At 68.3% G+C, this 14,647-nt stretch carries 11 protein-coding genes; 7 read left to right on the top strand and 4 right to left on the bottom strand.

Annotation, left to right across the window (positions count from 1 at the left end):
- Positions 1 to 2 precede the first annotated feature (2 nt).
- From KIP89_RS07920 to KIP89_RS07890, 7 genes are read left to right on the top strand one after another with little or no spacing between them, the layout of a single operon-like run.
- Entirely contained in the window at positions 3 to 485 is a 483-nt protein-coding gene (locus tag KIP89_RS07920; RefSeq protein ID WP_213754847.1) for a cyclic nucleotide-binding domain-containing protein, read from the top strand.
- A gap of 9 nt (positions 486 to 494) precedes the next feature.
- A complete protein-coding gene (locus tag KIP89_RS07915) occupies positions 495 to 2,234 on the top strand; it encodes a 2Fe-2S iron-sulfur cluster-binding protein (RefSeq protein ID WP_213754846.1) in 1,740 nt (579 codons plus the stop codon).
- A 35-nt stretch (positions 2,235 to 2,269) separates the two neighbouring features.
- The gene (locus KIP89_RS07910; RefSeq protein WP_213754845.1) at positions 2,270 to 4,201 is read left to right on the top strand and encodes an ABC transporter ATP-binding protein; all 1,932 of its coding nucleotides are present in this window, start codon (positions 2,270 to 2,272) and stop codon (positions 4,199 to 4,201) included.
- Positions 4,202 to 4,209: 8 nt separating this feature from the next.
- Positions 4,210 to 6,144, top strand: a complete 1,935-nt coding sequence (locus tag KIP89_RS07905) for an ABC transporter substrate-binding protein (RefSeq protein WP_250152275.1) — start codon at positions 4,210 to 4,212, stop codon at positions 6,142 to 6,144.
- A gap of 5 nt (positions 6,145 to 6,149) precedes the next feature.
- A complete protein-coding gene (locus tag KIP89_RS07900) occupies positions 6,150 to 7,148 on the top strand; it encodes an ABC transporter permease (protein WP_213755438.1) in 999 nt (332 codons plus the stop codon).
- 20 nt (positions 7,149 to 7,168) lie between these two features.
- Complete coding sequence (locus KIP89_RS07895; RefSeq protein ID WP_213755437.1) at positions 7,169 to 8,341, top strand: ABC transporter permease; 1,173 nt, start codon at positions 7,169 to 7,171, stop codon at positions 8,339 to 8,341.
- 17 nt (positions 8,342 to 8,358) lie between these two features.
- Entirely contained in the window at positions 8,359 to 8,859 is a 501-nt protein-coding gene (locus KIP89_RS07890; protein WP_213754844.1) for a class I SAM-dependent methyltransferase, read from the top strand.
- On the opposite strand, the gene KIP89_RS07885 is transcribed toward KIP89_RS07890, so the two are convergent.
- The 4 genes from KIP89_RS07885 to KIP89_RS07870 all read right to left on the bottom strand — a co-directional run bounded on the left by KIP89_RS07885 (position 8,841) and on the right by KIP89_RS07870 (position 14,517).
- Positions 8,841 to 10,775 (bottom strand): glycosyltransferase, encoded by a 1,935-nt coding sequence (locus KIP89_RS07885; protein ID WP_213754843.1) that lies wholly within the window; start codon positions 10,773 to 10,775, stop codon positions 8,841 to 8,843. The genes KIP89_RS07890 and KIP89_RS07885 overlap by 19 nt on opposite strands.
- 8 nt (positions 10,776 to 10,783) lie before the next feature.
- Positions 10,784 to 11,902, bottom strand: coding sequence for a glycosyltransferase family 4 protein (locus tag KIP89_RS07880; protein WP_213754842.1), 1,119 nt, complete (start codon positions 11,900 to 11,902; stop codon positions 10,784 to 10,786).
- A 4-nt stretch (positions 11,903 to 11,906) separates the two neighbouring features.
- A complete protein-coding gene (locus tag KIP89_RS07875; protein WP_213755436.1) occupies positions 11,907 to 13,154 on the bottom strand; it encodes a glycosyltransferase in 1,248 nt (415 codons plus the stop codon).
- Positions 13,155 to 13,242: 88 nt separating this feature from the next.
- Positions 13,243 to 14,517, bottom strand: coding sequence for a glycosyltransferase family protein (locus KIP89_RS07870; protein WP_213754841.1), 1,275 nt, complete (start codon positions 14,515 to 14,517; stop codon positions 13,243 to 13,245).
- Positions 14,518 to 14,647: the final 130 nt, after the last annotated feature.

The raw sequence follows: 14,647 nt of genomic DNA, 5'->3' as shown, positions 1-14,647 counted from the left end.
GGATGTTTCATAAGGTTGAGAGCTCCAAGCTCAAGCTGCTGGCGATGATCGCCGACCGCGTGGTGTTCCACCCCGGCGAGGTCATCTATGCGCAAGGCGATACCTCCGATGCCGTCTATGTGGTGCTGGAGGGCCAGTTCAAGGTCTCGCTCAACACGGTGAACGGCGTGATCGACTTCGCCGAGCATGTGCGCGGCGCGCTGCTGGGCGAAGCCGGCGTGCTGTGCGACCAGAACCGGATGGCCACCATCACCGCCGAGACCACCATCACCGCGCTGCGGATCGACCGCGAGCCGTTCCTGCAGCTCCTGCGGGAATCCGCGCCGTTCAACCATGCGGTGATGAGCGAGCTTGGCCGGCAGATCATGGATCTGAACAATATCTGCGCCCAGCTCGTGCAGCGTCTGCCGACCGGCACGCCCGCGGTCGATGCGGGCCGCAAGATCGCCGCGCCGGCCCCCTCTTCCAATACGCCCGTTCACTGACGGCGCACCATGTCGCTGACCTCGACCAGCCCTTCACGCCACACGGCCGTCGAGGCACGCGGCGATCTCCGCGATCTGCCCTGGGCGTGCATGGCACGGCTGTGGTCGGGGATCATCCTGTTCGCCTTCGTGCTGACGCATCTGCTCAACCATGCCGTCGGCATCTTCGGCGTGGGCGCGATGGAATATGCGCAGCACTGGCGCTGGCTGCTCTGGCAGTCCTGGCCGGGCACTGTGCTGCTCTATGGTGCCGCGCTCACCCATATGGTGCTCGCCTCCTACCGCATCGCGCTGCGCCGGACCTGGCGGATGCCGAAGGATGAGGCGTGGCAGATCGTCTCCGGCCTGGCGATCCCGCTTCTGGTCGCCGGCCATGTGCTGAACACGCGGGTCGCCAGTTCCTGGTTCGACGCGGACATCAGCTATCACGCCATTCTGTACAACCTGTTTCCCGCCGCGCTGTTCTCGCAGTCGATGCTGCTGGTCGTCTCCTGGAGCCATGGCGTCATCGGGATGCACCACGCGCTGCGCTACATGCACTGGTACCGCAATGTGCGGGTCGGCGGGCTGGTGCTGGCGGTGCTGATCCCGGTCCTTGCCCTGGCGGGCTTCGTCGCCGGCGGCCGCGAGGCGATACACCGCCCGGCGCCGGCCGCGCGCACGCCGGAACAGATCGCCGGCCTCGATCGCGCGAGCACGCTGGTCTACAGCGGCGTGGCCGGTTTCGCGCTCGGCTTTGTCGGCCTGATCGGCGTCTTCTACATTCGCCGGCGGGTGGTCCACACCGTGACCGTCACCTATCGCGGCTATGGCCCGGTGGAGGTGCCGTGCGGCACCTCGCTGCTGGAGGCGAGCCGCATGTATCACATACCGCACCCGTCCACCTGCCGCGGGCGCGGGCGCTGCTCGACCTGCCGGGTGCAGATCCTCTCCGGCGCCGAGACCCTGCCCCAGCCCTTCGGTGCCGAACGCGCGGTGCTGGCCAGCATCGGCGCGCCGGGCAGCGTGCGGCTCGCCTGCCAGATCCGCCCCGAGCACGATCTGTCGGTGCGCGTGCTGATGCCGGTGCTCGGCCGGCAATTGGGCGGCGATCAGGACGCGGAGGCGCGGGAATGGGCCATCGAGCGCGACGCCACCGTTCTGGTGCTGGACCTGCGGGCCTTCAGCACGCTCACCCATAACCGGCTTCCCTATGAGATCGCCGTGCTGGTCAATCGCTTCTCCTCCGAGATGACCCAGGCGGTGGAGAGCCATGGCGGGCGCATTGACCAGATGTATGGCGACGGGCTGATGGCGGTGTTCGACGCCTCCGACAAGCGGGCCGGCGGCGCCCGCGCCGCGCTGCGGGCGGCACGGGACATGACCCGCGTGCTGGAACTGCTGAATTCGGAGATGCGCGGGGCGCTGCCGATCCCGGTCCGCGCCGGTATCGGCATCCATACCGGCTCCATCGTGCTGGCCCGTGTCGGCGACGGGGTCTCTGACAATCTGATCCGAGCGATCGGCAATACGGTGGCGGTGGCGGTCGCGCTTGAGGCGGCGTCGAAGGAGTTCGTGGCCGACTATGTGGTGTCGACGGAGACGGCGGAGGCTTCCGGCTTTGATTTTTCGCATCTGACGAAGCGCGAGATGACGCTGGATTCGAACGGCATGAGTGTCTCCGCCTATGCGATACCGGACGTGACCACGCTCGACGCGATCATGGCAGGCAAGCTAAGGCTGGGCATGCTCAATCCCGCGCACTCCTGACGCGCGGCGCGAGGGCAGGGGGAGTGCGGGAAACGATGCAGGACGTGGGGCGGGCGATCCGGCCGGAAACAAGGCCGCCGGGCACGGACGGGCTGCGCACGGACGTTCTGCGCACAGATGTCCTGCGCATCGAGGATCTTCACCTCTCCTTCGCCACCCATGGCCAGCTCACCGAGGTCGTCAAGGGCATCTCGCTGCGTGTGCCGGCCGGCAAGACGGTCGCGCTGGTCGGCGAGAGCGGATCGGGCAAGACCGTCATCTCGCAGGCGGTGATGGGCCTGCTGCCGCGCAACGGCGTGATCGAGGCCGGCCGCATCCTGTTCGCCGATCCCGCCAAGGCGGGCGCGGGCGTCGACATCGCCACCCTGCCGCGCGACGGGCGCGCCATCCGCAAGCTGCGCGGCGGGCGGATCGGCATGATCTTCCAGGAGCCCATGTCCTCGCTCTCGCCGGTGCACACGATCGGCAACCAGATCGAGGAGGCGCTTCAGCTTCACCAGCGCAAGCCACGGCGGGAGGCCCGGCGGGTGACCGAGCACATGCTCGGCCTTGTCGGCTTCCGTGATCCGCACCGCTCCTATGACCAGTACCCGTTCGAGCTGTCCGGCGGGCTGCGCCAGCGCGCCATGCTGGCCATGGCGCTGATCTGCCAGCCGGCGCTGCTGATCGCCGACGAGCCGACCACCGCGCTCGACGTGACCATTCAGGCGCAGGTGCTGAAGCTGATGAAGCAGCTTCAGGCCGAGATGGGCATGGCGATCCTGCTCATCACCCATGATCTCGGCGTGGTCGCCAACATGGCCGACGAGGTGGTGGTGGTCTATCGCGGGCAGGTGATGGAGGCCGGCACGGTGGACGACGTGTTCCGCCGCCCGCAGCATCCCTATCTCAAGGCCCTGCTGAAGGCCTCGCCCGATTTCGACATGAAGCCGGGCGAGCGGCTGGTCGCGCTGCGCGAGGTGGCGCCGGTGCTGCCCCAGAGCCTTGCCCGGCGCGAGATCACCGCCAACACGCCGCCGCTGCTCAGCGTGCGGAACCTGCGCAAGAGCTATGGCGCGAAGAATAACCGCGTCGTCGCGGTGGAGGATGTAAGCTTCGACGTGGCGCGAGGCCAGTGCCTCGGGCTGGTGGGCGAGAGCGGCTCCGGCAAGACCACGGTCGGTCACATGCTGATGCGCTCGCGCAGCGCCGATGCCGGCTCGGTCGTGTTCAATGACGGCACGGGTCCGGTCGATGTGCTGGCGCTGGGCGAGGCGCAGCTGCGCGCCTTCCGCCCGCGCATGCAGATGATCTTCCAGGACCCGGTGTCCTCGCTCTCGCCGCGCATGACGGTGCTCGACATCATCCGCGAGCCGATGATCATCCAGAACCGCCTGTCCGACACTGAGCAGAAGCGCCGGGCGATGGAACTGATGGAATGCGTCGGGCTCGATCCGCGCTTCCTCAGCCGCTACCCGCATAGCTTTTCCGGCGGGCAGCGCCAGCGCATCGGCATCGCCCGCGCGCTCGCGCTCAACCCGGATCTCATCATCTGCGACGAGCCGGTCTCCGCGCTCGACGTGTCGGTGCAGGCGCAGGTGCTGAACCTGCTGAAGGACCTTCAGTCCTCGCTCGGGCTGACCTATTTCTTCATCTCGCACAATCTCGCCGTGGTGCACTACATGGCGGCGCGGATCGCGGTGATGGCGCGCGGGCGCCTCGTCGAGATCGGCCCGCGCGAGGCGATCTTCACCCGGCCGGCGCATCCCTATACGCGCACCCTGCTCAAGGCCGTGCCGCTGCCGGACCTCGACCGGCGGCTCGATTTCGCCAGCTGCGTGCCGACCGGCGGCGCCTCCGATCCGGCCAGCTGGCCGGAGGAATTCCGCCCCGCCGCGCCCGGCCGCCTCGGCCTGATCGACCTCGGCGGCGGCCATTGCGTGCTGGCCGACGCGGGCTGCACCGCCCGCGACCTGACGGCGGCGTGAGGGCGGACATGATGGCGCGCTGGCTTCTTTCGCTGCTTTTCCTGATTGCCGCCATTGTGGGTGTCGAAGCGCGCGGGCGCGACCTCTCGCTTGAGCCGCCGGTCTTCGTGCGGGCCATTCTCGAAGGGCGCCTGCCGCCGCTTGCCGAACGGCTTCCCGAACATCCCCGCGTGATCGACCTGCCGGCGATGGGTCGCGAGCCCGGCCATTATGGCGGCACGCTGCGCATGCTGATGGGCGACCAGCGCGACATCCGCTTCATCACCATCTACGGCTATGCCCGTCTGGTGGTGTTCGACACCAAGGGCAATCTCGTCCCCGACATACTCGAAAGCGTCGATGTCGAGGAGGGGCGCATCTTCACCCTGCATCTGCGCAAGGGGCACCGTTGGTCGGACGGGCATCCCTTCACCGCCGAGGATTTCCGCTACTGGTGGGAGGACGTCGCCAATAGCGAGCGGCTCAGCCCCGGCGGTCCGCCGCTGCAGATGAAGGTTCTGGGCGAGCCGGCGCGCTTCGAGGTGATCGACGAAACGACGGTCCGCTACAGCTGGTCGACGCCCAATCCCGGCTTCCTGCCGGCGCTGGCCGGCGCCCAGCCGCTCGTCATCGCCATGCCCGCCCATTACATGAAGCTGTTCGACCAGACATACGCCGATCCGCTGAAGCTGTCGGGGCTCATCAAGCTGGAGCGGGTGAAGGACTGGACCGCGCTGCATGACCGCATGGCGCGCTCCTACCGGCCGGAAAATCCCGAGCTGCCGCTGCTCGGTCCGTGGATTCCGCTCACCCGGCCGCCGGCGGAATTCTTCGTGTTCCGCCGCAACCCATTCTATCACCGGGTCGACGAGGAAGGGCGGCAACTGCCCTATATCGACGAGATCACCATGTCGATCGGCACCTCCTCGCTGATTCCGGCCAAGGTGGCGGCGGGCGGCTCGGATCTGCAGGCGCGCTACATCTCCTTCGCCGACTACACCTTCCTCAAGGCCAGCGAGGCGCGCGGCCATTACAAGGTGCGGCTGTGGGAACGGGGCGAGGGGGCCTTTGTCGCGCTGATCCCCAATCTCAACGTGAAGGACGAGGTCTGGCGCCGGCTGCTGCGCGACGTCAATGTCCGCCGCGCCCTTTCCGTCGCCATCAACCGGCACGACATCAATCAGGTGATCTTCTTCGGGCTCGGCCATGAAGGCGCCAACACCGTCATCCCCGCCAGCACGCTCTACAAGGAAAAATACGACCGGGCCTGGTCGCAATATGATCCAAAGCTCGCCAACCAGCTGCTCGACGCCGCCGGGCTGGACAAGCGCGACGACGAGGGCTTCCGCCTGCTGCCGGACGGGCGGCGGGCCGAGATCACGGTCGAGACCTCCGCCGACAATATGGAGGAGACCGACATCCTCGAACTCGTCGGCTTTGACTGGGCGAAAATCGGGATCAAGCTGTTCGTGCGCGGCACGCAGCGCGACCTGCTGCGCCGGGGCGTCATCGCCGGCAATGTGATGATGGCGGTGTGGCCCGGCATGGACAACGCGCTTCCCGGACCGGACATGTCGCCGGAGGCGCTGGCGCCGGCCAATTCCATGCAGTTCCAGTGGCCGCTCTGGGGGCAATATGTCGACAGTGCCGGCCGCGAGGGCGAGAAGCCCGACCTGCCGGCGGCGCAGGAACTGATCGCCCTGGCCAAGAGCTGGCGCCACTCCGTCACGACCGAGGAGAGGGCCAGCATCTGGTCGCGCATGCTGGAGATCAATGCCGAGCAGGTTTTCACCATCGGCATCGTCAATCGCCTGTCGCAGCCGGTGATCGTCAGCGACAAGCTGCGCAACGTGCCCGATGTCGGCATCTACAGCTTCGAGCCCGGCGCCTATTTCGGCATCTATCTGCCGGACACGTTCTGGCTCGATGACGGTGTGTCCAAGCTCGATGTCATGAGAGACTGACGATGCTGCTGCGCTACATCCTCCGTCGCATCCTCCTCATGATCCCGACGCTGCTCGTGACCAGCGCGCTGATCTTCACCGTCATGGAGCTTCCGCCGAGCGACTATTTCGAGACCTATGTGGCGGAAATGGCTGCCCAGGGCGAGAAGGCCGATACCAGCCGGATCGAGTTCCTGCGCCGCGAATATGGCTTCGACAAACCGATCATCGAACGGTATTTCCTCTGGATCACCGGCTTCGTGCAGGGCGATTTCGGCTACTCCTTCGAGTATGAAATGCCGGTGCGCGATGTCGTGGGCGAGCGCCTCGCCCTCACCGTTCTGGTGTCGGTCTGCACCATCCTGATGACCTGGATCGTCGCCTTTCCGATCGGCATCTATTCGGCCACCCACCAATATAGCTGGGGCGATTACGGGCTGACCTTTCTCGGCCTGCTGGGCATCGCCATCCCGCATTTCCTGCTCGCCCTGATCTTCATGTATTTCGCCAATGTCTGGTTCGGGCTCTCCATCGGCGGGCTGATGGACCCGGTCTATTTCAACCAGCCGATGAGCTGGGAGAAGGCGCAGTCGATCCTCGCCCATCTGTGGATACCGGTGATCATCATCGGCGCCGGCGGCACGGGGACCATGGTTCGCGCCATCCGCGCCAATCTGCTCGACGAGTTGCAGAAGCAGTATTACGTGACCGCCAAGGCCAAGGGCCTGCCGCCCGGCAAGGCGCTGCGCAAATACCCGCTGCGTATGTCGCTCAACTTCTTCGTCTCGCATATTGGCGACGTTCTCCCGAGCATCGTCTCGGGCTCGGAGCTCACCGCCGTCGTGCTCTCGCTGCAGACCACCGGGCCGCTGCTGCTGCGCGCCTTGCAGAGCCAGGACATGTATCTGGCCGGCTCGTTCCTGCTGTTCCTGTCCTGCCTCACCGTGGTCGGTGTGCTGATCTCCGACATCGCGCTCGCCTTTCTTGATCCGCGCATTCGGCTTCAGGGGGGCAGCACGAAATGAGCATGCCCGTTTCCCCCGACGTGCCGGCCCTGCCGCCGCCCGGCGCGCCGCTGGCGCATTATGTCGCCACGGGTCCGTTCGACCCCAATGCGATGGAGCCGATGACGCGGCAGCAGGAGCGGGTGCACCTCGCCTCCCAGCTCACGCTGATGTGGTGGAAGTTCAAGCGCCACCGTCTTGCGCTCGCCTCCGGCATCTTCCTGGCGGTGCTCTATGCGTCGATCCTGATCTGCGAGTTTCTCGCACCCTATAATTATCAGGAACGCCACATCGACTTCATCCGCAGCCCACCGCAGGCGATCCACCTGTTCCATGAGGGCAGCTTTGTCGGGCCGTTCACCTATGGGCTGAACTACCAGCTCGACATGAACACGCTGCGCCGGACCTATAGCGAGGACACCGCCCGGATCTATCCCGTGCGCTTCTTCTGCCGCGGCGACAGCTACCAGTTCTGGGGGCTGATCGAGGGCAATGTGCATCTGATGTGTCCGGGCGAGGGGGGCACGCTGTTCCTGCTCGGCACCGACCGTCTCGGCCGCGACATGCTCTCGCGCCTCATCTATGGCGCGCGCATCTCGCTCACCATCGGCCTCATCGGCATTGCCGTGAGCTTCTCGCTGGGCGTCGTGATCGGCGGCTTGGCCGGCTATTATGGCGGCCTGTTCGATCTTGTCGTGCAGCGCGCCATCGAGGTGGTGCAGTCGCTGCCGCATATCCCGCTCTGGCTGGCGCTCTCCTCCATAATGCCGCCGAGCTGGAGCCCGATCCTGGTCTATTTCGGTATCACGGTGATCCTCGGGCTGATGGACTGGACCGGGCTCGCCCGCGCCGTGCGCTCCAAGCTGCTGTCGCTGCGCGAGGATGATTATGTCGTCGCCGCCCAGCTGATGGGCGCGCGCACGCCGCGCATCGTGTTCCGCCATCTCGTGCCCGGCTTCATGAGCCATCTCATCGCCATGGCGACCATCGCCATTCCCTCGATGATCCTCGGCGAGACCGCGCTGTCCTTCCTCGGGCTCGGCCTGCGTCCGCCCATCACAAGCTGGGGCGTGATGCTGAACGAGGCGCAGAACATCAATATCGTCGTGCTCTATCCCTGGCTGATCCTGCCGGTGGTGCCGGTGATCGTGGTGATCCTCGCCTTCAATTTCCTCGGCGACGGGCTGCGCGACGCCGCCGATCCCTATCGCTGAGGCCTTGATCCCGACCGATGTCCGACCTGTCACGCCTTGAGAAGACGCTGTACCGCCTGGAGGCGCAGCACGCCTGCCTCGCCTATGCCTTCGCCGCCATTGCCGACCGGCCGGGGCCGGTGGTGGAGCTGGGGCTCGGTCTCGGGCGCACCTTCGATCATCTGCGCCGGCATCTGCCGGAGCGGGAGATCTTCGTCTTCGACCGGGTGAACAAGGCCTATCCCGACTGCCAGCCGGCTCCCGATTATCTCATGCTCGGCGAGATCGAGCAGACGCTGCCCCCGCTCGCCCCGCGCCTTGCCGGGCGCGTGGTGCTGGCCAATGTCGATCTCGGCTCGTTCGACCGCGAGAGCAACCGGCAGGTCGCCGCCATGTCGGCACGCCTGCTGCCGCCGCTGATGGCGGCCGGCGGGCTCGTCATGTCCGACCTGCCGCTGGAGCTTGCCGGCTGCGAGGGCGTGGCGCTGCCGCCCGGCGCCCGCGAGGGGCGCTATCATCTCTACCGGCGCCCGGCCTGAGCGGCGATCACCGCGCGGGCCGACACGAAGCGCGCGGCACCGGAGGCGAGAAGCCGGTCGATCATCTCGTCGAGGAAGCGGTCGATCCAGCCATCATGAACGAGATGGTGGGTGAGCAGGCCGATCGGCTCCAGTTCGCCCGGCGCGGCCGCGAGTTCCCCGGCGATCAGATCCGTCATCAGGTCGATCAGCCCGGCTTCGTCGGCGAGCCCGCCGCCGCCCTTCCAGTCGATCGGGTCCCAATGGGTGTTGAGGGCGAGGAGGCCGGGCGCGGCCTCGCGCGCGGTGCGGCGCCGGAAGGTCGAGACGGCCTGATAGCCCACGCCGGGAAGTGCCGGCAGCAGGTCCGGGGCGATGCGGTTCCAGGGCGGTACGAAGACCGGGAGGAACTGGCTTCCGAACAGCTCTTTCAACTGCTCGCACGCGCTCTGCGCCTCGACAATCATCACCTCGGTGAGGCGGTGGGCGCCGAACTCGGCCTTCTTGTCCGTCGGGGGGGCGTGGTTGGCATGGGCGAAGCCGTGCACCGCCACATCCACCCTGTCGATCTCGGACAGCCGGGCGGCGAGCGCCGGCTGGGCGCGGGCGGGAATGACGGCAAGAGTCAGCGGGGCCTGCCAACGGGCGGCGCGGGCAAGCAGGCTCTCCAGAGCCGGGGTCGGCGCCATCGCATCGTCGTCACGCCACCACAGGTCAATCATGCGCCCCAGCGCGCGGGCCTGCGCCAGCACGGCATCGAGCCTGCCCCATGCCGCGTCCACCGCGCGGCGCCGGGCGAGCTGCTCCGTCAGCACCTGCGCGGTGCGCGCCGCCCCGTCGCGGCCAATGGCGGACCAGTCCGGCCGGGGCGCGGCGAGGCGTTCGCGGGCGGCCTCCGCCAGCGCCGGCGCCGTCAGCGTCTCCAGCGCCAGCACGCGGGCAAGGCCGCGCTGGGCGAGTTCGCCGGCGCGCAGGGTCTGCTCCTTCTCGGCCCCTTCCGCGAAGGGCACGAGGATGGCGCGGGCCTGTGCCGCGGCGAGGTCGAGCACCGTGTTGTAGCCGGCCTGGCTTACCGAGAGCGCGGCGCGGGCGAGCACGGCGGGAAAGTCCGGCCGCGCCCGCTCCACCGTCGCATGGGCGGGAGCAAGGCGATTGAGCGCCGCGAAGGCCTCGGGCGAGACGGCGGTGCCTACCAGCACCCGCCAGCGCCGTTCCGGCAGGAGCGTTGCGGCCTGCAGCGCCAGCCGCGCGAGCGGCAGACCGGCCGCCGAACCGCCGCCGGAGACGAGGATCTCGTCGGTCCCGTCCGTCCCGCTATCGGCCTCGGCGCCACGCGCGCCATCATGCACATAGCCGGTCTCGATCAGCCGCCGCTCCAGCGCCGGGCTGCTCGGCCATGACGCTCCCAGCGGCACCACCTCGGCGGCGCCGTGGAACAGCACACCGTCATAAAAGATCCCAAGCTTGGCGAGCGCCTGTTCCGCCCGCTCCGGCCGCGAGGGTGGATTCAGCACGTCCCGGACCGAGCCGAGCACCACCGGCCGGGGCTGACGGCTCCGGGCATGGGCGAGCAGCGCGTCGAATTCCGGCGCCAGAGAGCGGCGGCCGAGCGGATAGAGCTCGGTGATCAGCACATCCGGCGCGGCGTGGTCGAAGGCGGCCAGAAGGGCGTCCGTGCGGGTGGCGAAAGTGGCGGCATCGGCCAGCACGCCGGGTGCGGCATAGAGGGTGGAGAAATCCGTCCCGACGCAATGCACCGGGGGAAGCTGAACGAGGGTGCAGCCCTGCGTGTTCACCGTGGCGGCGGGCCGGCCGCCGGAGGCGATCGTCACCCGCCAACCGGCGCGGGCGAGTGCCCGCCCGACCGCCGCCATGCGGGCGAGATGGCCGACGCCGAGCAGATGGGTGACGGCGATCATCACGTGGGGTGTCGTCATGGGCACAGTCATGCACGGTCCTGCGGCAGGGGTATGTCGCAGGCGCGGAAGGCGGCGGCCAGCGTGGTGGCGGCGGCGGGAAGATCGCGCTCGGCGGCGATGAAGCGGGCGGCGGCCGCACCCATGGCATGGCGTCGGGCCGGATCGGCGATCAGCCCTGCCAAGGCGGCGCGCAGGGCAGGGATGTCGCCGGCGGGGGTGAGAAGGCCGGTCTCGCCGGGGATCATCGCGTCGGCAATGCCGCCATAGGAAGCGGCGAGGCAGGGCAGGCCATGCGCCTGCGCTTCCAGATAGGCGGCTCCGAACGCCTCGTTGACGCCCGGCCAGACGAAGAGATCGGACGCATGGAACAGGGCGCCGAGTGCGGCACGGTCACTGATCGCGCCATGGAAGCGGACGCGGTCGCCGAGGGGCGCAAAGGCGGCCTCGACCTCCGGGCGCGCGGGCCCGTCACCGATGATGTCGAGTGCCCAATCGGCTTCGAGATTGGTGAGGGCCTGCGCAAGCTGGCCATAGGAGGCGAGCTTGTCGCCCGGCCGCATCATGGCCAGCGTGACGAGGCGGGCGGGGCCGTCGCCGCGCGGCTTGGGAGAGGCACCGGCCTGCGGCCAGTCGGCCAGATCGAGAAAGGGCTTGAGATCGGCGACACGCTGATGCGGCGGGCGCAGCCGGTCCAGCACCTCGCGGTCGGCGCCGGTGAGGGCGAGAATGAGCGCCGCCGCATTGATCGCGGCCTCGGCCCGCGCATGGCCCGGCGCGAACGGGCCGCTGGCGCGTTTCGGGGCGCGGGAGGCTTCCGCGATCACATAGGGCACGCCGAGCCGTGCTGCGAGGGCGGGGCCGATCAGGTCCGGGGCCTTGTAATAGACGTGGTAGGTGAAGACGCAGGCGACCGCGGCGGGATCGGTAGCGGCAAGGATGCGCTCGACCTCTTGCGCCGCCTCCTGCTCCAGCGCCGCCCAGTCGACCGCCGCCGGATCGGTGTGGAAGCTGCGCAGGTGCGAGGCCAGCGCCGTCTCATAGCCGAGCCGGCGCAGCAGTTTGAGGAACAGCCGCGCCATGGTGCGGTCGCCGGAGGGGACAGGGTGGTCGGGGGATTTCAGCGGCGCGAGGAACAGGCAGCGCATCGGGTCAGCGCCCGGCCGGCAGGCTCATGGCCTCCGCCGACTGGCGCAGCCGGTTCTCCAGACGGTCGATGCCGGCCTCGAAGGTGAAATCGGCCTTGAGCCGCGCCAGCGCCGCTGCGCCCAGCACGCGGCGGCGGGCGGGATCGGCGATCAGCGCCGCCAGCGCCTGCGCCAGAGCGGGGGCGTCGGCCGGCGGCACCAGCAGGCCATTCTCGCCATCGGTGACGAATTCCGGCACGCCGGCAAAGCGCGTAGAGACGATGGGTAGCGCCTGCGTCGCCGCTTCCATGATGACATTGGGCAGGCCGTCGCGGTCGCCATCCTCGCCCGGCTGGCTCGGCAGCACGAACAGATCGGCCGCGCGCAGCGCGGCGATCACCGCCGTCTGTGCCTGACTACCGCGCCACTCGATCCGCCCGGCAATGCCGAGCTTTTCCGCCTGCGCCTTCAGCGGGGCGATGAGCGGGCCGGTGCCGATATGAACGAGGCGCCAGTGGAGTGTCGGCGGCAGGCGGCCCAGCGCGTCGAGCAGCGTGTCGAACCCCTTCTTGGCCACGGCGCGGCCGACCGCGACCAGCCGCACCGGGTCCGCCGGGTCGCTGCCATCCGCCGTGCGCACGCGCTGGGGCGGGGGCGGGAAGCGGTCGAGATCGAGGCCGTGATAGACCAGCTCGACCTTGTCCCCTGCATTGCCGGCTACGCGGGTGAGTTCGCGCCAGCCATCGGCGGTGCAGGTCACGCCCCAGGCGGCGTCCGCGATCTTCTCGCGGCGCTCCCATTCCGGGGTGGTCCAGATGTCCTTGGCATGGGCGGAGAAGGAGAAGCTGCGCCCGGTCAGCCGCGCGGCATAGCGCGTCACCGAGCCCGGCGTGTGCAGGAAATGCACATGGAGATGGCCGATCGCGGGATCGACTTCGCGCGCGAGCACGCAGGCCTGGCCGAGCCGGCGCATCCGGTTGGGCGTCGGGTCGCGGATGAGGTCGCGCAGAAAGACCCCCATCAGCTCGCGAAAGCGCAGATGGCGTATGGCGTGGACAAGGCCCTTCCAGACGCGGGCGGGATCGTCCTTCAGATATTCCGGTAGATAGAGCAGACGGGCGGCGATCGCCTCATGCATCGGGTGATGATAGCGGTCGGTCGGGCGGCGCAGCGACCAGATGTCGAAGGTGAGGCCGCGCCGCTCCAGCTCCAGGATTTCCTGGGCGATGAAGGTCTCGGACAGGCGTGGATAGCCCTTGAGCACGATGGCGATGCGAACGGGACGGGGCGCGGCCGCGGCATCGCCAGGGCGCGCCGCATCGCTAAGGCGCGCCGCGCGCGACGGATCAGGATCGAGCAATTCAGCCCCCGACGCCCGATGCCGTGGCGCGTTCGGCCTGCGTGCCCAGATGCGGTTCGAGGTGGCTGGCGATGCGGTTCAGCCCGTCCAGCACGCCGGGCATGTTGGCCTGCGAGGGGCGGGGCTGGTCGCGCAGGGCGGTGAGGGCCTGCGCCATCACCAGCGGGTCGCGCTCGGCCTCGCCGGCTTCCACCGGGTCGATCAGCATTTGCAGGAGCCCGAGCTTCTGCGCCCGTGTGGCGCGGATCAACTGCTCCTGACGCGGCCGCGAGCGCGGCACCAGCAGCGCCGGCTTGTCGAAGGACAATATCTCGCAGAACGTGTTGTAGCCGCCCATGGCGACGACGGCGGTGGCCCGGCTCATCAGCCGCTCGATCTTCGGGTCGAAGGTGATGGCGTCGACCTTGGGCAGGCGTTCGATGCGCTCCAGGAACTGGCCGCGCTGCTTGTTTGACAGGAAGGGCCCGAAGGTGATGACCGCCGGCAGCGGAATGTCGGGGGCGGCCTCATAGGCCGAGATCACCCAGTCGATCAGCCCCGCGCCATCGGCGCCGCCGCCGGTGGTGACAAGGATGAACGGCCCCTTGGTGGCGCGCGGATAGCGCATCGCGGCAGCACCCCCCGGCACGGAGCGCCGCAGATAGCCGGTATAGACGATGCGCGAATGCAGGTCCGCCGGCATCGGGATGCCGTCGAGCGGGCGGTAGAAGTCCTCCGTGCCATAGACCAGCACGTCGTCGTAATAGTCGGTCATGGCGCGGATGGCGCCCTTGTCGTGCCATTCGGCGCGAATGACTTCGGGGCTGTCGAGCACATCGCGCACGCCGATGATGCGGCGCGTGCCCATGCTGCCCATGAGTTTGAGGCTGGGCAGCAATTCACCCCGGAAGCCGGCGGGCTCCTTGTCGGCGATGAAGATGTCCGGCCGGAACGATTCCGCCGTCTGGCGGATCAGCGCCTCGCGGATGGCGGTGACTTCCGACACGTCGAGGCGCAGATTCGCGCTGGCGTAGCTGCCATTCTCGCTCTTGGCGACGCCGGGCACATGGACGAAGTCGATACCGGGAGCGAAGTTGAAGCTGCCGGCGAGCGAGGAGCCGGAAATGATCAGCACCGACAGGTCGCCATGGGCGGCGACCAGCGCATTGGCGATGGCGCGCGAGCGGCGGATATGGCCGAGCCCGTAGGTGTCGTGGCTGTACATCAGGATGCGCGGATTGCCGCGGCCCGGCCGGGACGACACTGGCTGGGGAGCGGGGATGGGTGCGCGTTCCATCAAAATATCCAATAGGGGATCGTCGCAGCTGCTTGGCCTGCACCCAGCGAGACGTTGAAGACCCATTGCGAAATAGGAATTATCGTAAAACGAGGGGCCATGCCGTGTCGAGGCGGTTGGGGTGCATCGC

The organism is Ancylobacter radicis (assembly GCF_018449475.1).
GTDB classification, from domain to species: Bacteria; Pseudomonadota; Alphaproteobacteria; order Rhizobiales; family Xanthobacteraceae; genus Ancylobacter; species Ancylobacter radicis.
The sequence above is the reverse complement of the archived record's forward strand: the minus strand, read 5'-3'. Positions and strand labels throughout refer to the sequence as shown.

Excerpts from the sequence above, each read along its gene's own strand:
- KIP89_RS07920 (WP_213754847.1), top strand. The coding sequence starts at position 3 with ATGTTTCATAAGGTTGAGAGCTCCAAGCTCAAGCTGCTGGCGATGATC.
- KIP89_RS07915 (WP_213754846.1), top strand. The coding sequence starts at position 495 with ATGTCGCTGACCTCGACCAGCCCTTCACGCCACACGGCCGTCGAGGCA.
- KIP89_RS07910 (WP_213754845.1), top strand. The coding sequence starts at position 2,270 with ATGCAGGACGTGGGGCGGGCGATCCGGCCGGAAACAAGGCCGCCGGGC.
- KIP89_RS07905 (WP_250152275.1), top strand. The coding sequence starts at position 4,210 with ATGATGGCGCGCTGGCTTCTTTCGCTGCTTTTCCTGATTGCCGCCATT.
- KIP89_RS07890 (WP_213754844.1), top strand. The coding sequence starts at position 8,359 with ATGTCCGACCTGTCACGCCTTGAGAAGACGCTGTACCGCCTGGAGGCG.
- KIP89_RS07885 (WP_213754843.1), bottom strand. The coding sequence starts at position 10,775 with ATGACGACACCCCACGTGATGATCGCCGTCACCCATCTGCTCGGCGTC.
- KIP89_RS07880 (WP_213754842.1), bottom strand. The coding sequence starts at position 11,902 with ATGCGCTGCCTGTTCCTCGCGCCGCTGAAATCCCCCGACCACCCTGTC.
- KIP89_RS07870 (WP_213754841.1), bottom strand. The coding sequence starts at position 14,517 with ATGGAACGCGCACCCATCCCCGCTCCCCAGCCAGTGTCGTCCCGGCCG.